Source organism: Clostridium fermenticellae (genome assembly GCF_003600355.1).
GTDB classification, from domain to species: Bacteria; Bacillota; Clostridia; order Clostridiales; family Clostridiaceae; genus Clostridium_AV; species Clostridium_AV fermenticellae.
On record NZ_CP032416.1, the window covers coordinates 2724830 to 2746626 of the forward strand.

Annotated in this window: 22 protein-coding genes and 2 tRNA genes; 15 read left to right on the top strand and 9 right to left on the bottom strand. The window is 30.4% G+C overall.

The features are described 5' to 3' along the window. Nucleotides 1–30 precede the first annotated feature (30 nt). Together spoVG and purR are read right to left on the bottom strand one after the other, a co-directional pair. On the bottom strand, nt 31–321 hold the full coding sequence (gene spoVG, locus D4Z93_RS12555; protein ID WP_119974000.1) for a septation regulator SpoVG: 291 nt from the start codon (nt 319–321) through the stop codon (nt 31–33). Between the two features lie 97 nt (nt 322–418). Further along, complete coding sequence (gene purR / locus D4Z93_RS12560) at nt 419–1234, bottom strand: pur operon repressor (RefSeq protein ID WP_119974002.1); 816 nt, start codon at nt 1232–1234, stop codon at nt 419–421. A 299-nt stretch (nt 1235–1533) separates the two neighbouring features. Here purR and murC point away from each other — a divergent pair, with 299 nt between their 5' ends. From murC to D4Z93_RS12610, 10 genes are all read left to right on the top strand, one after another. After that, nucleotides 1534–2910: a UDP-N-acetylmuramate--L-alanine ligase gene (gene murC / locus D4Z93_RS12565; RefSeq protein ID WP_119974004.1), complete on the top strand. Its 1377-nt coding sequence runs from the start codon at nt 1534–1536 to the stop codon at nt 2908–2910. Nucleotides 2911–2991: 81 nt separating this feature from the next. After that, on the top strand, nt 2992–3306 hold the full coding sequence (locus tag D4Z93_RS12570; protein WP_119974006.1) for a hypothetical protein: 315 nt from the start codon (nt 2992–2994) through the stop codon (nt 3304–3306). A gap of 360 nt (nt 3307–3666) precedes the next feature. Further along, nucleotides 3667–3742: transfer RNA gene (locus D4Z93_RS12575), tRNA-Pro, on the top strand. A 117-nt stretch (nt 3743–3859) separates the two neighbouring features. Continuing rightward, nucleotides 3860–3935, top strand: a tRNA-Pro gene (locus tag D4Z93_RS12580). 287 nt (nt 3936–4222) lie between these two features. Next, a complete protein-coding gene (locus tag D4Z93_RS12585) occupies nt 4223–4435 on the top strand; it encodes an AbrB/MazE/SpoVT family DNA-binding domain-containing protein (RefSeq protein WP_119974007.1) in 213 nt (70 codons plus the stop codon). Nucleotides 4436–4437: 2 nt separating this feature from the next. After that, nucleotides 4438–5511, top strand: a complete 1074-nt coding sequence (locus D4Z93_RS12590; RefSeq protein ID WP_119974009.1) for an acyltransferase family protein — start codon at nt 4438–4440, stop codon at nt 5509–5511. A gap of 443 nt (nt 5512–5954) precedes the next feature. Continuing rightward, the gene (locus tag D4Z93_RS12595; protein ID WP_119974011.1) at nt 5955–7301 is read left to right on the top strand and encodes a [Fe-Fe] hydrogenase large subunit C-terminal domain-containing protein; all 1347 of its coding nucleotides are present in this window, start codon (nt 5955–5957) and stop codon (nt 7299–7301) included. Nucleotides 7302–7341: 40 nt separating this feature from the next. Then, entirely contained in the window at nt 7342–7998 is a 657-nt protein-coding gene (locus D4Z93_RS12600; RefSeq protein ID WP_119974355.1) for an HAD family hydrolase, read from the top strand. Nucleotides 7999–8075: 77 nt separating this feature from the next. Continuing rightward, nucleotides 8076–8495 (top strand): hypothetical protein, encoded by a 420-nt coding sequence (locus D4Z93_RS12605; protein ID WP_119974013.1) that lies wholly within the window; start codon nt 8076–8078, stop codon nt 8493–8495. A 103-nt stretch (nt 8496–8598) separates the two neighbouring features. Beyond that, a complete protein-coding gene (locus D4Z93_RS12610; RefSeq protein ID WP_119974015.1) occupies nt 8599–9777 on the top strand; it encodes a class I SAM-dependent rRNA methyltransferase in 1179 nt (392 codons plus the stop codon). 45 nt (nt 9778–9822) lie between these two features. Here the strand turns inward: D4Z93_RS12610 and mnmL are convergent, their stop codons facing one another. Both mnmL and D4Z93_RS12620 read right to left on the bottom strand, forming a co-directional pair. Further along, entirely contained in the window at nt 9823–10752 is a 930-nt protein-coding gene (mnmL, locus tag D4Z93_RS12615; protein ID WP_119974017.1) for a tRNA modification radical SAM protein MnmL/YtqA, read from the bottom strand. Nucleotides 10753–10798: 46 nt separating this feature from the next. Next, nucleotides 10799–11929, bottom strand: coding sequence for a hypothetical protein (locus D4Z93_RS12620; RefSeq protein WP_119974019.1), 1131 nt, complete (start codon nt 11927–11929; stop codon nt 10799–10801). Between the two features lie 157 nt (nt 11930–12086). On the opposite strand from D4Z93_RS12620, the gene D4Z93_RS12625 reads away from it, so the two are divergent. Next, nucleotides 12087–12983, top strand: coding sequence for a radical SAM protein (locus D4Z93_RS12625; RefSeq protein WP_119974021.1), 897 nt, complete (start codon nt 12087–12089; stop codon nt 12981–12983). A 41-nt stretch (nt 12984–13024) separates the two neighbouring features. Here D4Z93_RS12625 and D4Z93_RS12630 read toward each other — a convergent pair whose 3' ends face one another. The 4 genes from D4Z93_RS12630 to D4Z93_RS12645 form a co-directional block, all read right to left on the bottom strand. Then, nucleotides 13025–13699, bottom strand: a complete 675-nt coding sequence (locus D4Z93_RS12630; protein WP_119974022.1) for a helix-turn-helix domain-containing protein — start codon at nt 13697–13699, stop codon at nt 13025–13027. Between the two features lie 16 nt (nt 13700–13715). Then, nucleotides 13716–14093 (bottom strand): DUF3783 domain-containing protein, encoded by a 378-nt coding sequence (locus tag D4Z93_RS12635; protein WP_119974024.1) that lies wholly within the window; start codon nt 14091–14093, stop codon nt 13716–13718. A gap of 20 nt (nt 14094–14113) precedes the next feature. Beyond that, nucleotides 14114–14890 (bottom strand): glutamate racemase, encoded by a 777-nt coding sequence (gene murI, locus D4Z93_RS12640; protein ID WP_119974026.1) that lies wholly within the window; start codon nt 14888–14890, stop codon nt 14114–14116. A gap of 234 nt (nt 14891–15124) precedes the next feature. Next, on the bottom strand, nt 15125–16618 hold the full coding sequence (locus tag D4Z93_RS12645; RefSeq protein ID WP_119970197.1) for an ISLre2 family transposase: 1494 nt from the start codon (nt 16616–16618) through the stop codon (nt 15125–15127). A gap of 401 nt (nt 16619–17019) precedes the next feature. On the opposite strand from D4Z93_RS12645, the gene D4Z93_RS12650 reads away from it, so the two are divergent. Beyond that, complete coding sequence (locus tag D4Z93_RS12650; RefSeq protein ID WP_119974028.1) at nt 17020–18918, top strand: type I glutamate--ammonia ligase; 1899 nt, start codon at nt 17020–17022, stop codon at nt 18916–18918. 100 nt (nt 18919–19018) lie between these two features. Here D4Z93_RS12650 and D4Z93_RS12655 read toward each other — a convergent pair whose 3' ends face one another. Further along, on the bottom strand, nt 19019–19570 hold the full coding sequence (locus tag D4Z93_RS12655; RefSeq protein ID WP_119974029.1) for a 2'-5' RNA ligase family protein: 552 nt from the start codon (nt 19568–19570) through the stop codon (nt 19019–19021). 197 nt (nt 19571–19767) lie between these two features. Between D4Z93_RS12655 and D4Z93_RS12660 the strand changes: the two genes are divergently transcribed. Genes D4Z93_RS12660 through D4Z93_RS12670 form a run of 3 tightly spaced genes read left to right on the top strand, consistent with a single transcriptional unit; the run spans nt 19768 to nt 21570 of the window. Beyond that, a complete protein-coding gene (locus tag D4Z93_RS12660; RefSeq protein WP_119974031.1) occupies nt 19768–20136 on the top strand; it encodes a GntR family transcriptional regulator in 369 nt (122 codons plus the stop codon). Nucleotide 20137: 1 nt separating this feature from the next. Further along, complete coding sequence (locus tag D4Z93_RS12665) at nt 20138–20833, top strand: ABC transporter ATP-binding protein (RefSeq protein WP_119974033.1); 696 nt, start codon at nt 20138–20140, stop codon at nt 20831–20833. Continuing rightward, the gene (locus D4Z93_RS12670; RefSeq protein WP_119974035.1) at nt 20833–21570 is read left to right on the top strand and encodes a hypothetical protein; all 738 of its coding nucleotides are present in this window, start codon (nt 20833–20835) and stop codon (nt 21568–21570) included. Before D4Z93_RS12665 ends, D4Z93_RS12670 begins: the two co-directional genes overlap by 1 nt. Nucleotides 21571–21797 lie beyond the last annotated feature (227 nt).

Consider the following 21797-nt stretch of genomic DNA (forward strand, 5'->3'; position numbering starts at 1 on the left):
AATAAAAAGGAGTGAATCCACTCCTTTTTATTATTCCTCTGATTTTCCATCAGAAACATTTTCTTCATTCTTTACTTTTTCATATTCTTCCAAAATTGACTTTTGAATTTTTTCTCTAGTCTGAGTATTAATTGGGTGCGCAATGTCCTTAAATTCTCCATCAGGAGTTTTTCTACTTGGCATTGCTATGAAAAGCCCGTTCTGGCCTTCTATAACCTTTATATCATGGACTACGAATTCATTATCAAAGGTTACTGATACTATAGCTTTCATCTTTCCCTCAGCCGCTATTTTTCTAACTCTAACATCCGTAATTTGCATATAAACCACCTCCAAGATGCTTATGTATATATTATTCTCTATAGCTTATAATTATCCTCCTTATTTTTGAAAAAATCAATAAATTTTTGAAAATTTCTTATTTAAACAATTTAGAAGGAAATAATAAAGATTCACCATTTTCATCAACACCTTTAAAATCCACTATAGATACATAATCATGTATTAATTTTCTAGGAGTTTCTAAATTATCTATCAAGACACCTATTCCTATAAGCTGACTTTCAAATTCTTTCAATAAGTCAATTATGCCCATAGCCGTCCCGCCTGCTTTCATAAAATCATCTATGAATATGCAATTGCTATTTCTATTCAATGATTTTTTTGACAGAGACATGTTCTGTATTCTTCCACTTGAACCAGACACATAATTTATGCTTAAAGTAGATCCTTCTGTAATTTTAGTTTCACGCCTAGCAAGAACCAACTGTACTCCTAACATTCTAGCCACCTCATATGCAAGAGGTATACCTTTTGTTTCAACAGTTATTACATAATCTATATCTTTAGTTATAAAAGCTGAAGCAAGTATTTTACCAGCTGTATGAATTATCTGTGGATCAAAAACTATATCTGTTACATATAAAAAGTTCCCTGGTATTATTCTATCCCTATTTTTCAAAATAATACATAATTTTTCTGCAAATTTTCTACTATCCTCTTTTGATATATTACAAACATATTTAATACCACCTGCAGCTCCAGATATAGTATCAATTCTTCCTATATCAAGTTTATTCAAAGTATCTTTAATAACCACCAAATCTTCACTTATTGTCGATTTTGCCGCATTAAACACATTAGTAAATTTATTTAAATTTATAATTTTATTTGGATTTTCTATTAAAGTTTTAGTTATTGCAGCTACCCTTTGATTTCTAGTAAATTTTTCCATTATACCACCTATCTACACAAGTTTTTTACGAATAATGTAAAACAAATTCAATCTATTATTCATATTCTATTCTAAAACATTCATAATATCAATACTATTTAACACTTACAACCAGATATTTTTTAATATATGTAAATGCAGCATATAAAAATTTATCCACTAAACTTATTATCTAAATATCTTACAGTACAAAACATACATATAAAAATATTTACAATATAAAATTTATTAATGATGTTTTTTTGAAAAATTTTTGTATATAATTAATAGATAGAGTATATAAAAGGAGCTGATTTTAGGTGTCGTTTGATTTTATTAAAGATAAGGATAAAACAATACATTTTATAGGAATTGGTGGTATAAGTATGAGCGGCTTAGCTCAAATTCTACTAAACAGAGGTTTTAAAGTTTCTGGATCAGATATTAAGACTTCACCAATTACCGATAATCTATCATCACTTGGTGCAAAAATTTATATTGGTCAGTCTGAAAGTAATATAAAAAGTAATATAGATTTGGTAGTATATACAGCAGCTATATCCAATGATAATCCTGAATATGTTAAAGCACTATCTTTAAATATTCCAGTTATGAGCAGAGCTGAATTATTAGGTTATATAATGAAAGGTCATAAATATAATGTAGCTGTAGCTGGAACACATGGTAAAACTACTACCACTTCTATAATTTCGCATATATGCCTTCAAGCTAATCTGGATCCAACTATATTAGTCGGAGGGCAGCTCGATGCAATAAACGGCAATGTACGTTCAAGCAACAGTCAATATTTTATAACTGAAGCATGTGAATATAAAGCTTCCTTCTTAAAATTTTTTCCATACATTGGCGTAATACTGAATATAGATGCAGATCATCTTGATTTTTATAAGGATATAGATGATATCCAAAATGCTTTTATTAAATTTGCAAAACTTATCCCTAAAAATGGTTATCTAGTATGTTTGGCTGAAGACCAAAGAATGAATAAAGTAATATCTGAATCAAATTGCAATGTAATAACATATGGTATAAATAAAGGTGATATCACATGTAAAAACGTGGAATTCAATAAAAAAGCATGTGCTTCATTCGATGTATATAAAAATGGGAATCAACTTATGCATGTTAAATTAAATATTCCAGGTAAACACAATATACTAAATACATTGGCAAGCATTTGTGTTGCATTTTGCCTTAACATATCTAATGAAAGTATAGTTAGGGGTATTGCAAATTTTAAAGGTACCCACAGAAGATTTGAAATTAAGGGTATTAAATCCGGTGTCACTGTAATAGATGATTATGCACATCATCCAACAGAAATTAAAGCCACTTTAAGTGCAGCAAACAATTATCCGCATAAGAGAATTTTCTGTGTCTTTCAACCACATACCTATTCAAGAACTCTAAATCTATTTGAAGAGTTTACAAAAGCATTCGATAATGTCGACGAACTTATACTAGCTGATATATATGCTGCAAGAGAAAAAGACACTGGTGTCGTTAGCTCAAATTCTCTAGGAGATGAGATAAGAAAACGAAATATAAAATGTTCTAACTTTCATAATTTCGAAGACATTTTATCATATTTAAACAAGAATTTAAAAGACGGAGACTTACTTCTCACCGTTGGTGCAGGTGATATATTTAAAGTGGGTGAAATGTATTTAAAATAATATAATTAACAACATTTAAGTGCGTAAAATACCTCTAGTATGGTAATAATATTATTAATTACCTTATTGGAGGTGTTTTTCATGAAAAATTTTCTAATGTCTGCTGGTATAGATATCGTATTTATTTTTGTATCATATTTTCTATTTAGAGAAATAATCAGGGGTCCGATACGCCATAAGATGTACGAAAAACTCTTTAGCTCATTTGCTAAATTTATTATTACTATTTTTTTACTGTCTATAATAATAACCTCTGCTGCAGCATATATTCTTTATAAAACAAGATATCTAACATATATAAACATAATAGCATCTGCACTCGTATCAATATTAGTTGGTTTTCTCATATCATTGGTACCAACTAGAGGTGTGGATGATGAAAAAGATAAAATCTAATTTAAATAAATTATTCAAAACCTTATTAATTTATAGGGTTTGTGATTCTAAGCTTAACTTAGCTTCTAGCCGGGATTTCTAAAATTCAGGCACATTAAAAAATTTTGTAGTAAGTATTAGCGAGGCGTTCTTGAAAGTTTTAGTAGATTTTATATGTCTGAGCGCAGCGAGTTTATAAAATCTGCTTAGACTTTTATGAACGCAAGCTTACACTTACTAGAAATTTTTTACGTAACGTATTTTGGGAATCCCGGCTGGAGCATAAGTTAAGCTTTCATTTACAAACCCTATATTTTATAATTATTTTTAACATTAAGTATTGATTTTTTAATAGCTATGGTATAAAATAGAATAGTATTTCGGGGTGTGGCGCAGATGGGAGCGCGCGTGGTTTGGGACCATGAGGTCGCAGGTTCAAGCCCTGTCACCCCGACCATGTACTATTTATAAAAGAAGTAAACTAAAGTTTGCTTCTTTTTTTTATCAATTCCACTTGACATATTCATCTATAATTGCTAGATTATAATTGTAACAATTTAATATCATAATTTAACGGGGTGTGGCGCAGATGGGAGCGCGCTTGCTTCGGGAGCAAGAGGTCGCAGGTTCAAGCCCTGTCACTCCGACCATGCGGAGTGTTCTTAAAGGACTCTCCGTTTTTACCTGGCTTTTATTGGGAATAACTTAGTGTTATTCCCTTTTTCATTTTTAATCGTACATCCGTTTTCTGGATACTTGAACAATGTTCTGACACAGTAAAAGCTCTGATCCAATTTTAATAAATGGTAAAGATCAAATACTATAATGATACTTGAAAACAAAATTGAGTGTCAGAATTTTTCTGATTTATTGACTTCTATGTTTAATAAGTATAATATGTTATACAAATCATACTTATTGAATTTGGAGGATAGATATGAATACAAAAAAAGAAAAATATGCTTGGACAGTTACGGTTGGTGAAAAGGGGCAAATTGTGATTCCAAAACAGGCAAGAGACATATTCAACATCAAGTCAGGCGATACACTAATCATACTTGCCGACAATAAAAAAGGCATTGCTATTCCGCCTAAAGAAAGCTTTACCGAGCTTGCTGCAAAAATCTTTGCAGATAAGTCGGAGAATTGACAATGAGAAAGCATTACTTAGACAATATCCGCTGGGTTACTGTTTTGCTGGTTCTGGTTTATCACGTTTTTTATCTGTTCAACGGTGTAGGTGTGCTCGGCGGCATCGGCAGCTTTTCGAAAGTACAGTATCAGGACGCCATGCTGTATTTCGTATACCCGTGGTTCATGGTACTATTGTTTCTGATTGCCGGAATCAGCTCCCGGTATGCATTGGAGCATCGGAGTCATAAACAGTTTATGAAAGACAGAACCGTGAAGCTGCTTGTTCCATCCACCCTCGGACTCTTCGTGTTTCAATGGATGGTTGGTTACTTCAATATAAAGATCGGTGGTGCATGGAATACGATTCCAGCATTCATCCGCTACCCAATCATGGCCATTTCCGGTATTGGCCCGTTATGGTTTATCCAGATGCTGTGGGTGTTTGCATTGCTGCTTGTGCTGATTCGGGAAATCGATTCTAATGATAATTTTTATATGCTCTGCGGAAAGTGTAATCTTTTCGTGATTCTGCTTCTTTTCCTTCCCCTCTGGGGAGCGTCACAGATTCTCAATATGCCGGTTATTACGACTTATCGCTTCGGTATTTACTTTGCTGCATTTTTGATCGGTTATTTTATATTCTCTCACGATCGAATTCAAAACAAAGTGCAGAAAATTCACCTGCCAATGCTAATGATCGCTGTCGTGATGGGCATCGCTTATACGGTATATTATTTCGGTCAGAATTATACTGCCAATGCCTGCCTGAAAAGTATTTTCACTAATGCCTACCTATGGATTGCGATTCTCGCGATTCTGGGCTGCGGGAAGGCATGGTTCAACAAAATATCAAAATTTGCAGCTTATATGACAAAATCAAGCTTTGGCATTTACATCGTTCATTATCTTGTCGTTCTTGCCTCTTGTTATTTTCTGAAGTTCCATACGGTCTTGCCTGCTTTTGCAATTTATTTGATTGCCATTTTCTCAGTCCTTGTCATTTCTCCCGTTTTATATGAGTTGCTAAAGCGTATCCCGATTTTGAGATACTTGATTCTTGGCATCCAAAAGAAAAAAATAAAAGAGCAGTAAACAAATGAAAGCCAATTGTAGTTTAACCTGCAATCGGCTTTCATTTTTTATTCAGTCTGTAAGATTCCTAACAGGAATTGGTTTCGTTGCTATATGAGATGATTTCTGAAAGTTATTACAATTTACTTGTAAAATCACAGAAGACATGATCAAATTCAAAATTATACTACCAATAGGTTCTCTAAAAATGTACGGAATTGTCTTCATCTTCTAAGGGTGAAAAATGAGTAATACTTGCCTATAAGCAGTAAATCTGATAAGCTACAATCAGTTATGTATCCTAAAAGGCAGTGTTGCTCAAGAAACATGTGATATATTCAGACAGATATAGAATTACATACAGTATAGAATAAAAAGCTATTAATTATAAATAATAATCTTATGAACAATATAAGACTTTTAATCGTTCTGCTTTAAAAAAATTTGTAAGGATGTGTTTTTATATGAAGAAAAATTACAGATCTCTATTTAGATCATTATTGAAAGCTTATTCACAAGATAATTTTGAAAACTATGTAAATCAGCTTTTATCTAAAGATGATATTGATAAAAAGTGTTTAAGTAATGTCATATCATCACTATGCGGTATAGAAATTGATTTCACTAAAGATTTTATGGATGATTTAAAGAAAGCAATATCAAATTATAGCCCTGACCAAAAAATAGTTAATAAAGTTAAATTCTGCAAAGCCGAATGTGAAGATTCTAATCATAAAACACTATGCCAAAAATCCTGCCCATTTGATGCAATCTTTATTAATAAAAGTACTCATAATGCCTACATAGATGAATCAAAGTGCACAGACTGTGGTTTCTGTATTGAAGCTTGTCCTAGTGGCGGAATACTCGACAAGGTTGAATTCATACCACTTATTGATATTTTAAAAAGTAACACCCCTGTGATTGCTGCAGTAGCTCCCGCAATTTCTGGTCAATTTGGCAGTGCAAATATAAACCAACTAAGAAGTGCTTTCAAAAAAATAGGATTTTCTGACATGATAGAAGTTGCTTTTTTTGCCGATATGCTGACTTTAAAAGAAGCTGCCGAATTTGATTCTCATGTGAAAAATGAAAAAGACTTAATGATAACTTCATGCTGCTGTCCTATGTGGGTTGGCATGTTAAAAAGGGTTTACAGTGATTTAGTTAAATATGTGTCACCATCAATTTCACCAATGATAGCTGCTGGAAGAGTCCTTAAAAAATTGAACTCTAACTGTAAAGTTGTTTTTGTAGGCCCATGTATCGCAAAGAAAGCAGAAGCAAAAGACAAAGATATTAAAGGAGCAATAGATTTTGTACTTACCTTTTCAGAATTAAAAGATATATTTGATACCTTTAATATAAACCCAGAAACTTTAGAAGAGGACATATCCTCAGAATATGCATCTAAAGGTGGAAGATTATACGCACGTACAGGAGGAGTATCAATCGCTATAAGTGAAGCTATAGAAAAATTATTTCCTCAAAAATACAAATTACTTAAAATAGAACATGCTGATGGAATTAAAGGCTGTAAAGAAATGCTTTCAAAGGCTCAAAACGGAGATATAAATGCTAATTTTATTGAAGGTATGGGATGTATCGGCGGTTGTGTAGGAGGTCCTAAAGCATTAGTTTCAAAAGAACTTGGAAAAGAAAAGGTAGATGAATTCGCAAACAATTCATCTATAAAGGTAGCTATTGACAGCACATGTATGGCAGAAATATTAGGCAAAATAGGAGTAGAATCAATAGATGACTTCAAAAACCGCAGCAAAGCAACAAAATTATTTGAAAGAGAATTTTAAATTTATCCAGTATAGAATGGAGGGTGGGGAAAATAATTTTATGTTTAAAAATATAAAGGCTGCTATCTTTGATATGGATGGAACTTTAATAGACTCAATGTGGGTATGGGACAAAATCGATAAAAACTTTTTAAAGAAAAGAAATTTACCTGTACCACAAGATTTAAAAGAAAACCTGGACAAGTTAGATCCTGATAAAACCTCAAAATATTTTAAAGATACCTTTAATCTAAAAGAAACACTAAAAGAAATTGAACAAGAATGGTTTGATACTGCCTGTTATGAATATTCTAACAATGTATCATTAAAACCAGGCGTAAAGGAGTTTTTATCTTTATTGAAAATGAATGGTATAAGAATTGCTTTAGCTACAAGTAATTATTCTATATTAGTTGAAACTGCGCTTAAAAAAAATAATATATATAATTTTTTTAATGCAATAGTAACATCAGATGATGTTGCCCGCAATAAAAACTTCCCTGATATATATCTTTTTGCTGCAAAAAAATTAAAAGTGCCACCAAAAAACTGTATAGTATTTGAAGATATTCTATCTGCAATAAAAAGTGCAAAATCCTGTGGTATGATAGCTGTCGGTGTTCATGATAATTACTCCGAATATGAAAAAACATCTATAATACACAATGCAGATAAATATATATATTCATACAATGAGTTAACAAATTTTTTTAAATAATATTTTATATCACAAACGTAACTTTTTATAAATAGCGCATATATATAATATATATACAATTTACAGGAGGAAGTTTTGTGATAGTAATAGCAATTTTATTTTTAATTTTAATAGCAGTAGGTCTTTATTTTTACAGTACATTAAATAACAAACTATATGACCAAAAAAAACAAATATTAATGCTGCAGCATGAAAATGATAATTTAAGATATAAACTAAAAAACTTTAATCATAAAAATCCAAAATCAATTATTATAAAATATACTGCACCAATATATAATAGCGGGATAACAATAAGGCAATGCAATGTATACCTTGCCCCGATAGATACGAATTCAAACATAATAAATTCACTTAAGCAAAATACTCGAGTCCTAATACAGGACAGCGCCATCATAGATAATATTAAATGGTTTAGAGTATATTTTAACAGTGAATCAGAAACTAATAATAAAGGTTGGATCCCTGAAAGTAATGTAAAGGCAAGCAATATATAGAATACTTGCTGTTTTTACCTGTCTTTTTATATTTAAATGAATAGTATATACTTAAGTAGTATGAGTATACACGTATTACTTAAATATATAGGGGGGATTCTTTATGACATGCAAATTTTATCTTAAAAAAGGCATGGGAAGAAAATCTGAAAATGGTTATCCATGGATTTATCTTAATGAAGTCGCAAGTTATGATGGTGAGTATCAAAATGGTGACATTGTTGAAGTATATAATTTTAAAAATAACTTTATTGCTAAAGGCTATATAAATAATCTATCGAAAATTCTCATAAGACTGCTTACTCACGATATAAATGAAAATATAGATGAAAGTTTTTTCAAAAAAAGATTACATCAAGCATGGGATTATAGAAAAAGGATGATCAGTGATACTTCTTGCTGCAGATTTATGTTTGGAGAATCCGACTTTATCCCCGGACTTATAATAGATAAATATGAGGATTATTATGTAATACAATGCCTATCTTTAGGAATTGATAAATATAAGGATATAATAGTGAAAATACTTATTAATGATTTCAATGCAAATGGAATCTATGAAAGAAATGATATAAAAATAAGAAAACTTGAAGGGCTTGACCAGGTAAAGGGATTTTTAACACAACCTTTTGATACTAAAATACAGATCAGTGAATATGGTATAAAATACTTAATAGATATAGAAAATGATCAAAAAACTGGATTTTTCTTAGATCATAAAGAAAACAGACAGGCAATACATAGAATATGTAAAGATTCAACTGTGCTCGATTGCTTTACCCATACTGGATCATTTGCACTTAATGCGGCAGCTGCAGGTGCTAAAAGTGTCCTTGGAATTGATATATCTTGCCAGTCAATAAATGATGCCAGAAAAAATGCTGAATTAAACAACCTTTCGCATATAGCTAAATTCGAATGTCATAATGCCTTTGATGCACTTCACACTTGGGCCAAAGAAGGTAAAAAATTTGATGTTGTAATATTAGATCCTCCGTCTCTTGCAAAATCAAAATCAAATATTTCAAGTGCAGTAAGAGGATACAAGGAAATCAATCTAAGAGGAATAAAAATGGTTAAATCCGGCGGTTTTTTAGTAACATGTTCCTGCGCCCATTATATGGACAAAAGCCTATTTGAGAGCATAGTATATGACGCTGCAAAAGATAACAAAAGGTTATTAAGACAAGTTGACTTTAGAACTCAGTCCCCTGATTTTCCTATTTTGCCTAATTTCAATGAATCATACTATTTGAAATTTTACATATTCCAGGTTATATGATATTCCATGAATAACTTTATCTATATAAACTGCAAATACAATCCACTAACTATTTTTAGTACAAAATATACCTTGATAGATATTTCTATTTTCTAGTTCTCTATCAATTGAATTTAAAATTTCCCATTTTTTCAAACTCCATTGAGGACCTATAAGAAGATCTCTCGGGGCATCACCAGTAAGTCTGTGAATAACTATATCACGCGGAGTTATGGATATAGCTGAACAAATTATATCCAGATACTCACTTTGGGATAAAAACCTTAATTCCCCGCTATTATACATTCTTTCCATCGGGGTATTCTTCATAAGATGTAAAAGGTGAAACTTTACCCCCTGAATATCTCGACTCGTAACATATTTTACAGTATTTAGCATATCTTCTTTAGTTTCACCTGGGAGTCCAAATATTATATGAACAACTACATCTATATTATTTTTTCTAAGTGAGTTTACTGCTTTTTCAAATACATTTAGCTTATACCCTCTATTTATCCTTAAAGCTGTATCTTCCTTTGAAGTTTGAAGTCCTAATTCCACCCACGTATATAGTTTATTATTAAACCTAGAAATTAAATTAACAACGTCATCACCAAGACAATCCGGCCTTGTAGCAATAGCTAATCCCACTACATTCTTCTGGGTAATTGCTTCATTATACTTCTCTTTAAGCACATCAACAGGGGCATAAGTATTTGTATATGCCTGAAAATAAGCTATATATTTTCCACTTTTCCACTTTTTATGCATAATTTTTTTGATTTGTTCAAATTGATGTGTAATATCAAATTCTCTATTCCCGGCAAAATCTCCTGATCCTCTTCCACTACAAAATATACATCCTCCACTACTTATGCTCCCGTCCCTATTAGGACATAAAAATCCACCATCTAATGATATCTTAAAAACTTTACATCCAAACTTTTTCCTTAAAAAGTAATTTAAACTATAATATCTTTTATTATTCCAATACATATTTTCTCCATAAAAATTTATTTGTAATTTCAATATTTATATTATATCACATTTTATTTTCTTTGAAGCTCTTTAAGTTAAGCTGCCATTTCCCTACATAATCAGTTACAGACTTATCTCCTGATGACTTTGGCACAACATCAAAATTTAAATTTTCTTTATCATATGATGAAAAAATAACATCTACTTTATCTATAGGATATTTATCTTCGAATTTAAAAGGTATAATATCTCCTCCATCAATCTTATAAACCCTAAGTCCCTTGTTTCCATTTGATGCAGAATATTGTACCGCTATAAACTTCTCAGTTGGAGAAAATGACATAAGCTCCACCTTCGAGTCCCTTAATATATCTAGCGCAACTATTTCCCTGCCTATTGGTTTTTCCTTGGCTCCAGTCTGATCTTGAGACTGAGTATCTTCTCCTCCACTACCTTGACCATTTCCTCCATTATCACTTCCACCTGTATTTGATGAAGATTGAACTGCTAAACTCTCATCAATCTTTATAATACCTATAAAGGAATTCTTATCATAGGTAGAAACCGCTAGTGAATCTCCTCCGTATGAAAAATTGATTAATGAAAAGTTTTTGGGTACTGCAAGTTTATCTATATTCGCTGCATCATCTTTGGAAAAAGTATAACCAGGAAGTCCCTGAGCATTTAAAACAAGATTAGTAGCAGCATTATTTTTACTCCTCATTCTTATACTATTTCCCTTTCTAAATGCCTCTTTCTCAGTCAAATCATTAGTTTCAACAACCTTATATTCATTACCTTCCTTTGAAGTTCTCACATCATATTGATCTAAACTAGCAAATACTTTATTTATATCTGATCTGCTTACCTTTATTTTAAACAGACCTGCTGAACCAACTTCATTGCTTTCTGCTATATTATATCCAAAAATTTTTAAATCCTCATTCTCGGAAATTATTGGACTTTTTAAAAGTTTGCTGCTACAAAACTGCTTTATATTACTTTCATCCCCTTTTACAAGAGCATTCATATATGATTCAGTTACATTAGCAGCTATTTTTATATCAAAATCACTTGATCTGTTTTCATCTGTTTTTTGACTAGACATGCAACCTGAAAATATTAAAGGAAATATCATACTTATAAATAAAATTCTTATTATTTTTTTATGTGAAATTACCATAATCTCCTTCATATCCTTTCCTTTAAATATTAGTTTGTCTTTATATTTCCCTTAAAAAATTTTTAATTTATAAATTATAGTTTAAAATTTATAATTTTTATTAACAACCGTGAATACATATTCTATAATTTAAATTACTATATATTTTTTAATAAAAGGTGGGTTATATATGCCAGACTTAAGTAATTGTAACTTATGTCCTAGAAATTGTGGAGTAAATAGAATAAACGGTGAAATCGGCTTTTGCAAATCTCTAAATAGTGTAAGGGTTGCAAGAGTATCACTGCATTATTGGGAAGAGCCTTGTATCTCCGGGGAAAATGGTTCAGGAACCGTGTTTTTTTCAAACTGTAACTTAAAATGTGTTTTCTGTCAAAATTATGAGATAAGTTCTAATGGAATAGGAAAAGAAATCTCTGTTAAAAGATTAAGTGAAATATTTCTTGAACAGCAAAAAAGAGGCGCCTTAAACATAAACTTAGTAAGTCCTACTCATTATGTTCCCCAGATAATAAAAGCACTCGATATTGCAAAATCTAAAGGACTCAGTATTCCGATAGTATATAATACAAATAGTTATGAAAATTTAGAAACTATTAGAGCTTTAAATGGTTATATAGATATATATTTACCGGATCTAAAATACTTTAGCAATAGATACTCGTTAAAATATTCAAATGCTGACAACTATTTTTACTATGCATCTAATGCCATAAAAGAAATGTTCTCACAAGTAGGAGAGACAGTATTTAACGAAAAGGGGATCATAAAAAAGGGAATTATAGTAAGACATCTTATGATGCCCGGCCTACTATTTGATTCAAAAAAGATAATTGATTATCTATATAAAACCTATGGTGATTCTATATACATAAGCATAATGAACCAATTTACACCAACATACAATACTAAAAATTTCCCGGAAATAAATAAGAAATTAAATTCCAAACACTATGATGCATTAATAGATTATTGTATATCTATTGGAATAAAAAATGCCTTCATACAAGAAGAAGGCACATGTTCTGAAAGTTTTATACCTCAATTTGATTTAAGAGGAATTTAATATGGGATTAACTGCCCATATTAAATTATTTACCTGAATAATTATAATTTTATTTCTACTCTATTAAATTTAACCAGGACACTTAAATTTCTAATCTCGACTGTTTCTGTTCTTAAACTCTGTCTATTACTTATAAGCAGAACTTTATTACTGTCAAGCTTCTTTATCTGTCTTATACATCTTTCACCTTTACATTCCACAAGACATATAGAATTGTTCTCAACTTCATGAGTTGTCACTCCAAAAGCTATATCTCCCTTAGCCATTCTAAAGCCTATCATATCATCATCTGCAATTTCTATGTAAACTACCCTATCTTGAGAATATCCTTCTATTTTATTATTTATAATTGGCATTTTTTTAGTTCCTATTTTACTTTTAAGATCATAGCCATATATCGGTACATTTTTCAATACCGATCCAAATGCATCATTCCATACATCATTTGTATCTCTAGATTTAGATTTCTTAGTATAGTTACTGCTTTCATTTTTACTTTCCTTAAAAACTTCCTCTTCAAATGACATAGTTATATCATTTATATCTTTTCCTAAAATCTTTGATATTCTATCAATCAAATTTTGATTTATTATCTTTTTACCACTTTCTACTTCATTTATAAAACCTTCACTAACGCCTAGTTTCTTTGCCAGTTGCTTTTGTGACATAGAATTACTTTCTCTTACGTTTTTTATCTTTTCACCAACTCTACTCATAGAAAAAATTCCTCCTTTATTTTTGATGTTTTCTAAACCATTCTCTTTCTTCTATAAGATGATCTAATAAATCCTTAAAGGCCCAATTTATGGATGTCTCTGTTACAACAGCCAGAATAGGATTTTTATCAAAACTATTTCTTATTATATCTATAGTACTATTTAGTCTCTTATCACTAAATCCATTGAATAATATTATTTTTTCTTCTCTCATAGTTAAATTGAGATTATCTTTATTAGAATTGGAAGCCTTCAATATATTACCTATAGTCATTTTTCCCATAGATTTATTTACTTCTATGCATTTACATCCTATTTTTTTTACAATATCATAAAGTATGCTATCATTCTTTTCAAATCCATATACTAGTATAGTTTCTTTATTTTCTAACATAACCAATCTCCCCCTTATCTTCAATATTCAAACAGGTGATAACTAAGTTTCATTATTCCTTCATCATCAAGTGAATTGAATATTTCAACACTCCCTTTTGAATCTGAATTATTCTTGATTTTATGTTCTGTAAGCTGTCTTTCAAGCTGTCTTGCAGTCCCAATGCTGCCATCTATAATAGGAGTTCTTGAGTCTAACACTTTCCTCATGGATTCCTTAATGAATGGATAATGCGTACATCCGAGAACTATTGCAGCTATGCCTTCTTCCTCATAAGGCTTTACCATTCTATTTAAATATTCTCTAACTTCATCTCCATCTGTATTTCCACTCTCTATTAGTTCGACAAGACCCGGGCAGGGAAGCGGCATTATATCTGAAACATCAGCATAGTTATCCATCAGATTTTTAAATTTGACCTCTGACAGCGTCATTGGAGTTGCCATTATAATTATTTTACCTTTTCTTTTTAACTCAACAGCCGGTTTTAAAGCTGGTTCTATTCCAATAACCGGCATAGAATCTTCATATTTATCCCTTAAATCTGTTATTGCAGCACTTGTAGCTGTATTACAAGCGATCACGATCGCCTTTACATTTTTTTTTATTAAAAACTCAGCTGCATTAAAAGTTAATTTTTTTACTTCGTTAACAGTCTTAACTCCATATGGTGCATTAGCAGAATCTCCAAAATAAATAAAGTTTTCGTTTGGAAGAACTTTTACTGCTTCTTTTAGAACACTTATTCCACCTACTCCTGAATCAAAAAAACCTATCGGTTTATCTTCCACTTTCACTTTATCACCTCATAACACTTAAGAAATATAGTAATACACTAATTATATAATAAAATAAAAATATATAAAACTAAAATGTATATGTGTACACCGTTTGTGTCAAGTTAAAGTGGGCAATTTTATTTTTTAAAATTTCCATTGTAAATTCAGTTGATATTTTTCTTCCCGTATGGCCCCGTCCACAGCCCGGAAGGGCGCACTTATCCTGTTAACTTTTTATCCCGAGTTTTTAAATTATCTATAAACCAGTTCACTGAGATTTCTTTCCTGAAAAAAGCTCTGTATCGCTTTTCTGCCATTGGTTACGGCGCAGCCTGTAAATGGTATCCCTGCTTTATGTATATGGTAATACCTGCTCTTCTTAGGTTTCTTGTTAACATCAGCTGCCGTTAATGTTATAACCTCTTTTATTTTCTCCAGTTTATCATCTGAAATAGAACCTGAACATATCTCATCGATTGTTTGGTATATTCTTTTACCAGCTTTTTCTGCCAGTATTTTTGCCAGATTATTTGCACCCTTTATAGACCAGCTCATTTTTCTCCCTTTCATCCTCTGGGCCAGTATGTCACAAATATTATGCTCCATTGTGCCTAAATTCCTATATTCCAGTCCTTCAGGTGCCTCCGGCATCTTTATCTCTTCTCTTAAGTGATATGGCACTAATCCTGCCTTATTTTCAAAGAGATATGTATACAGTTTTTCTAATTTCTTAAACTTTTTTTCGTTATTAGTATACTTAACCATAAGACCTGTTAAGTATTCAAAACTCTTATCTATTTTTCCGTCATGCAGCATTTTCATGAGTTTATATGCTTCCTTTTTATCCTCCATATTTCTCAGTACTGCCTGACTTTTATGGAATGGATCTAACTGAAAATATACGCCTTCTCCACCCATGCTCTGTTTTATCCATGGGGCACCATCCCCATTCAAAATTCTTACTTCTATTTCATCTGTGTTATATACTTCTGCAATGGCGGCATCACTAAGTTCCTTGAATTTTTTACTTGTTCCAAAGCTGGCGCATGCTGTTTTATTATGAACTACATAGCCGTCTTTTCTGCCACCTCTCTTTTTCCAGCCCTCATAAGTTACTCCCAGCTTAAGTTCTTTCTTTTTAGACTTCCTTCCTTTAGGTTTATCTTTCCCCTGAATGCTTAACCAGATGCCGTCCATCTCCTGAAATAAGGCCTTAACTTCCCTTGAGCCCTTTAATTTTCCCATTTTATTCAGCAGTATCTTCCTCTCTTCCTTTTCTTCTATTTTAGAACCTAATTTTTGTACTACATTCCATACTGCCGTATGGCTGATTTCCTGGTTTGCCAGTTCTTTAATATTATTTGAAGTGTTCCTATAAGACACATTGGTTACATTGTCTACTATTTTTTCTACTAAAGTGCTTGAAATATGGCCTATTGTATCCATTTTTAAGTATTCATCCAGTAAGAATTTATATGCCTTTTTCCCTTGATCAGTTTTGTATTCATATATACGTCTGTCAAATTCTACATCTCCCATAATAGTTTTTATACACGTATGCCTTAATCCTTTATTTCTATATATTTCGGCATCTCTTTCATCCATTAACCTCCGGTCCAGGTGCGAAAGCACCTCTCTTAGAATTTCACATGCTGTATCACACGCATATTTATATATTTTTTTCTCTAAACTATTGAAAGTTATTTCATTATCATTTAAACTTAAAGTATCGTTTAAATTGTACATAATCTCACCCATTTCTATATAGTCTTATCAACTTATATTATAATGGATTTTTATGTACATGGGAGATACTTTTTGTATCTCCTTTATTATTTTAACCAGTAATTATTACTACCTTTGCCTACTAAAATTATACTCTAAGGTGTACACCATATCACTGTTATAATATCTTACCTTCATGTAATTACAAAAAAGAAATGCATTATATTAAAATCTTATTTATTAAACTTTTAGTTTTTCTATTGACATATATAAATATTAATTATAAAATCATGAGTATATAAAAATGATAAAATGTTAATATTAATAATCTATATATGTAAAAGAGTAAAAATTCTTCAATTTTTAAGACAATATTGAAGATTAAAAAAAAACTCTTTTATTGTTTTTTAGGAGGTAATTCTATGTTAAAAGATCTAATTTATGTTATCCCAAAGGAAAAACATTCAGAAAAAAACCTAAACGAAATTTTAACCGCTCATCCAGAAATAAAATTCGTATCCCTAATAGCAATTGATATGGCTGGTAATGCAACAGATGAAAAAATTCCCATCAGCTTATTTTTAGACGATATAACCGGTTTCTTAAAAGGAACAATTCAAACAGATGGTTCTTCTGTTGTATTACCTGGAATTGCTACTTTAAATAATGCAAAAGTAGACATGTTAGCTGATTTAGATGTTAACTGGTTCATTGAATATAATAATGAGAACTTAGACCCCCTCACCGAAAAACCTATAGGGACATTAAGAATCCCTTGTTTCTTATACCACCAAAATCTACCGGTAGACTCAAGACACCTTTTAAAAAGCTCAGTTCAGTATTTAAAGACAACTCTCGCTGATTTATTTAAAAAATATCCAGAATCACTATCAAATTTCGGAATCAAATATGATGATATAGAAAGTATCACAGCTACTTGTGCTACAGAACTAGAATTTTGGGTAAAGACTCCTAACGATAAAGCTAGAGTTGAAGAGCTTTCTACCTCACAAGTTTTACAAGAACAATACTGGTCAAAGATACATGGTTGTGTTAAAACGTCACTTGAACAATCACTCTCATTAATGGAGACATATGGATTGGAGCCGGAAATGGGACATAAAGAAGTTGGCGGTGTAAAAGCTAAATTAAATGAATCAGGTGACTTAACTCATATAATGGAACAACTTGAAATAGACTGGAAATATTCCACTGCATTACAGGCTGCTGACAATGAATTATTAGCTAAAAGTATAGTTAAAGAAGTTTTCAGGAACAATGGGTTAGATGTAATTTTCCTTGCTAAACCAATAGATGGTGTTGCTGGAAGTGGAGAACATACTCATCTTAGCATTGCATTAAAACTTAAGAATGGAGAAAGAATAAACTTGTTTGCTCCTCCAATAAAACATTTCTTAAGTATTTTCGGATATGCTTCAGTAATGGGAATTCTTAAAAATTATGAAATAATAAATCCATTCGTTTCTTCAACAAATGATTCTTTAAGAAGACTTAAACCAGGATTTGAGGCTCCTATATGTATAGTCACATCAATAGGAAACTCTGTTGACATACCATCGAGAAATAGAACTGTATTAATTGGAGTAATAAGAGATAATAAAAATCCTTTGTCCACAAGATTTGAATTAAGATCACCAAATCCTCATACAAATACCTACATTATTGTTTCTGCCTTATTCCAGGCAATGTTAGACGGAATAAAGTATGCAGTTACAAGTGGCAAAACAGAAGATGATCTTCTAGCTGAACTTTCCAAAAAACCTGGAGAAAAAGCTGATTATTTAGAGACTTCTAGAGCTTACAGAAGTGAAGATGATGTATTTGAAGATTTTACTGATCAAGAAAGGCAAGAATATTTTGGTAAGGCTCCTAATACTGTGTATGAAAATTTAAGTGCCTTAAATAAATATAGTGATAAAAAAGAAGTTCTTCTTCAAGGTGATGTATTCAATGACAAAATTATAAATAGTTTCATACTTGGAATGATTACAAAATGGATTGTAGAAATAAATAATAGAATTATTCCAAACTATATTGAAGAAATAAGATCATGTAAAATGCTCCATTCTGCTGATAATGCACTGGATTTAGATGTTGCTAACTGGATGAAAGTTAACGGCTTAAGACATTACCTGTTAAAGGATTCTTATTCAAATCAAAGTCTATTTACAAAAATAAAAAATGCTACTGAAAAAAATGACTATGCTGAAGTCTCAGACCTTCAAATAGAGCTTGATGAAAAAATTGATGAATTAAGGGAATCTTATTCAACTTATAAGAAAAATTTACTTGATATATAATATATTAAAAATACACTGTCATTTGACAGTGTATTTTTAAATATTTCTCCTTATTATATAATCCTAAATAAAATTAATCCAGCCTGTATTTTTTGTATATTTAAAAATCTCGCAACTTAAATGTTTTAACAACTGTAGATTTTTTATTATTCACATTTTTCCATAATTCCATCTTATCTATTTTTATAACATGTTTTATTTCATTTCTCTTTACATTTTCACATGCTGCTATATACTCTTTATTGTTCCATTCTCTAAGTCCAAAATTAGCTCTTACTAGGGGTATATATAAATTACAATTATCAAAATTATTTTCTTTAATATTAAATTTATACAATCTAAGCATTTCATTTATCTGCCTTGCCAATCTTATAATATATCCTTTACTCTCAACCTTTATATCGACAATCTTAAAATTTGCATTAAAACTCAAATCATTATTTATTTCGACCTTGAATTTTTTATAAGGTTGAAGAATATCTGCAATAATCCCGGAAACTTTATCTATATCAGGATCTTCCAATACTTCCATAACTATATGTGGCATATGTATATTTTTATAAAGTTTGTATTTTCTGCATATGTTCCTTTGCACCTTTTCCATATTAGAACATGAATCCTTATCGAATAGTGCCACCAAATAATACTTCATATTTATCTAATCCTCCAAATTACTTCCTCTTAAAATGTAACTATACTTATAGTTAATTATATCATTATATTATAATGTCTGCAAAACTAATAATTCTACACATAAAATTTTAATCATGCCATATAAAATTAATATTGACATTTCTATTGTTTTAGTGTACTATCTATATAGTTCACTAAAACAATATGGAGGTGCCTATGAATATAATCTTTAATGATAAAATCCCAATTTATATACAAATAACTAATTTAATAAAAAGAGATATAGTATCAGGCAAATTAAAACCGGGAAATAAACTTCCTTCAATAAGAGAGATGTCCTCAAAATTTAAAGTTAATCCAAATACTATCCAAAGATCATATCAAGAGCTGGAGAGGGAGAATATAACTTACACTCAAAGAGGTACTGGAAGTTTTGTAAATGAGGAGGATTTAATCGTGGATAAATTAAAAGAAGAGATGGCAAGAGAATCTATAGATACATTTTTAAAACAAATGAAAGATTTAGGTTTTATTGCAGAGGATATACTAAATATAGTAAAAGAAGAATTGGAGGAGGAAGAATAATATGAGTTCATTAATTAAAATATCCGATCTTGAAAAAAGATACTTTAATAAAAAAGCTCTTGATAAAATAAATCTCGAGATCGACAGTGGAAAAATAATTGGACTTTTAGGTCCGAATGGAAGCGGAAAAACAACACTTTTAAAAATAATCGCCGGTATATCAAGGCAAAGCAATGGACAAATTTCTATAGATGGAGTAAAACCTGGAATTTATACGAAATCAATAGTTTCATATTTACCAGATAAAGATTATTTATTTAAATGGATGAAGATTAAGGATGCTATAAACTTCTTTAATGATTTTTATAAAGACTTTGATAGAGATAAAGCTTATGAATTTCTTAAATTTATGGAATTAGATGAAAACAGTAATATAAAATCGCTTTCTAAAGGAATGTCAGAAAAACTGTCCTTAACTTTAACCCTTTCAAGAAAAGCAAAACTTTATATATTAGATGAACCTTTAGGAGGAGTTGATCCTACAACTCGGGAAAAAATATTAAACGCTATTTTAGAAAATTACAGCAAAGAAAGTTCTATGATAATCACCACTCATCTTATAAGTGACATTGAACGACTTTTTGATAGTGTTATTTTTATATCGAATGGTAAAATAATTTTAAATGGCGATGCTGAAGAACTCAGAAATGAAAGACATATGTCAATTGATGGGCTATACAGGGAGGTTTTTAAATAATGTTAAAATTAATTAAGTATGAACTGAAAGGTCTATATAAAGATATAATAATAATGACGGTTTCCATTATTATTATAAATCTGCTGATGTATACAAGATTTAATTCATGGGGCGGCGGCCCTATAATTGCATGTTCATCTCTCGTAAGCTTTGCTGCTATGATTGTAGTATTTATCTGGAATATAAAATTATTCTCCAAAGATATATATCAGGATAGCAGTTATCTTTTATTCAGTATTCCTCAAAAAGGATATACTATTTTAACCTCTAAACTATTAACAGCATTATTACAGAGCATTTTTATTGGATTATTATCTCTTGTATTTAACTATCTGACTTTTTATTTAGCTTCAAAGACAGAAGCAACTCAACTTCTAGAGATGATACATTTAATTAATATAAATGGTTCTTTATTCACCATTTTTGCAGCTGCATTCCAATATATATATTTATTCACATTAATATATTTTTGTATCTCTTTTAGCAAGATGGCTGTGAGAAACAAAAAACTAGGCAAACTAGGCAGTTTTATATTATTTATAATAATATCTGTTATATTAGCTAAATGCCTTGAAATTATTATGTTTATATTTCCTCAAAATTTTAGTATTCCTTTAATGGCAAGTGCCGGAATAAATATCCCTGTAAATATATCTTCAATTGTATTCGATATAATAACATTCATATTATTCTTTATCACGACTTCATATATTCTAGAAAATAAGATTGATTTATAAATTACAAAAGGTCTATCTCAAAATGGAATTAACCCCATTTTAAGATAGACCTTACTTATTTATGACATCCTTCGTATTGATATATACTCGATATATTATTTATATTTTAAAATTTATTGTTAAAATATCATGGAATTATGATATAATAAAATTTGTGTAATAATTTGTGTAATAATTTGAATTTTAACTTATTAGTTTTATTATAAATATTAATTTTAATGTATGAT

Excerpts from the sequence above, each read along its gene's own strand:
- D4Z93_RS12670 (WP_119974035.1), top strand. The coding sequence starts at position 20,833 with ATGTTAAAATTAATTAAGTATGAACTGAAAGGTCTATATAAAGATATA.
- D4Z93_RS12650 (WP_119974028.1), top strand. The coding sequence starts at position 17,020 with ATGTTAAAAGATCTAATTTATGTTATCCCAAAGGAAAAACATTCAGAA.
- D4Z93_RS12620 (WP_119974019.1), bottom strand. The coding sequence starts at position 11,929 with ATGAAGGAGATTATGGTAATTTCACATAAAAAAATAATAAGAATTTTA.
- D4Z93_RS12590 (WP_119974009.1), top strand. The coding sequence starts at position 4,438 with ATGAGAAAGCATTACTTAGACAATATCCGCTGGGTTACTGTTTTGCTG.
- D4Z93_RS12660 (WP_119974031.1), top strand. The coding sequence starts at position 19,768 with ATGAATATAATCTTTAATGATAAAATCCCAATTTATATACAAATAACT.
- mnmL (WP_119974017.1), bottom strand. The coding sequence starts at position 10,752 with ATGTATTGGAATAATAAAAGATATTATAGTTTAAATTACTTTTTAAGG.
- D4Z93_RS12645 (WP_119970197.1), bottom strand. The coding sequence starts at position 16,618 with ATGTACAATTTAAACGATACTTTAAGTTTAAATGATAATGAAATAACT.
- D4Z93_RS12600 (WP_119974355.1), top strand. The coding sequence starts at position 7,342 with ATGTTTAAAAATATAAAGGCTGCTATCTTTGATATGGATGGAACTTTA.
- D4Z93_RS12625 (WP_119974021.1), top strand. The coding sequence starts at position 12,087 with ATGCCAGACTTAAGTAATTGTAACTTATGTCCTAGAAATTGTGGAGTA.
- D4Z93_RS12570 (WP_119974006.1), top strand. The coding sequence starts at position 2,992 with ATGAAAAATTTTCTAATGTCTGCTGGTATAGATATCGTATTTATTTTT.
- spoVG (WP_119974000.1), bottom strand. The coding sequence starts at position 321 with ATGCAAATTACGGATGTTAGAGTTAGAAAAATAGCGGCTGAGGGAAAG.
- D4Z93_RS12665 (WP_119974033.1), top strand. The coding sequence starts at position 20,138 with ATGAGTTCATTAATTAAAATATCCGATCTTGAAAAAAGATACTTTAAT.
- D4Z93_RS12585 (WP_119974007.1), top strand. The coding sequence starts at position 4,223 with ATGAATACAAAAAAAGAAAAATATGCTTGGACAGTTACGGTTGGTGAA.
- D4Z93_RS12655 (WP_119974029.1), bottom strand. The coding sequence starts at position 19,570 with ATGAAGTATTATTTGGTGGCACTATTCGATAAGGATTCATGTTCTAAT.
- purR (WP_119974002.1), bottom strand. The coding sequence starts at position 1,234 with ATGGAAAAATTTACTAGAAATCAAAGGGTAGCTGCAATAACTAAAACT.
- D4Z93_RS12635 (WP_119974024.1), bottom strand. The coding sequence starts at position 14,093 with ATGTTAGAAAATAAAGAAACTATACTAGTATATGGATTTGAAAAGAAT.
- D4Z93_RS12630 (WP_119974022.1), bottom strand. The coding sequence starts at position 13,699 with ATGAGTAGAGTTGGTGAAAAGATAAAAAACGTAAGAGAAAGTAATTCT.
- D4Z93_RS12595 (WP_119974011.1), top strand. The coding sequence starts at position 5,955 with ATGAAGAAAAATTACAGATCTCTATTTAGATCATTATTGAAAGCTTAT.
- D4Z93_RS12610 (WP_119974015.1), top strand. The coding sequence starts at position 8,599 with ATGACATGCAAATTTTATCTTAAAAAAGGCATGGGAAGAAAATCTGAA.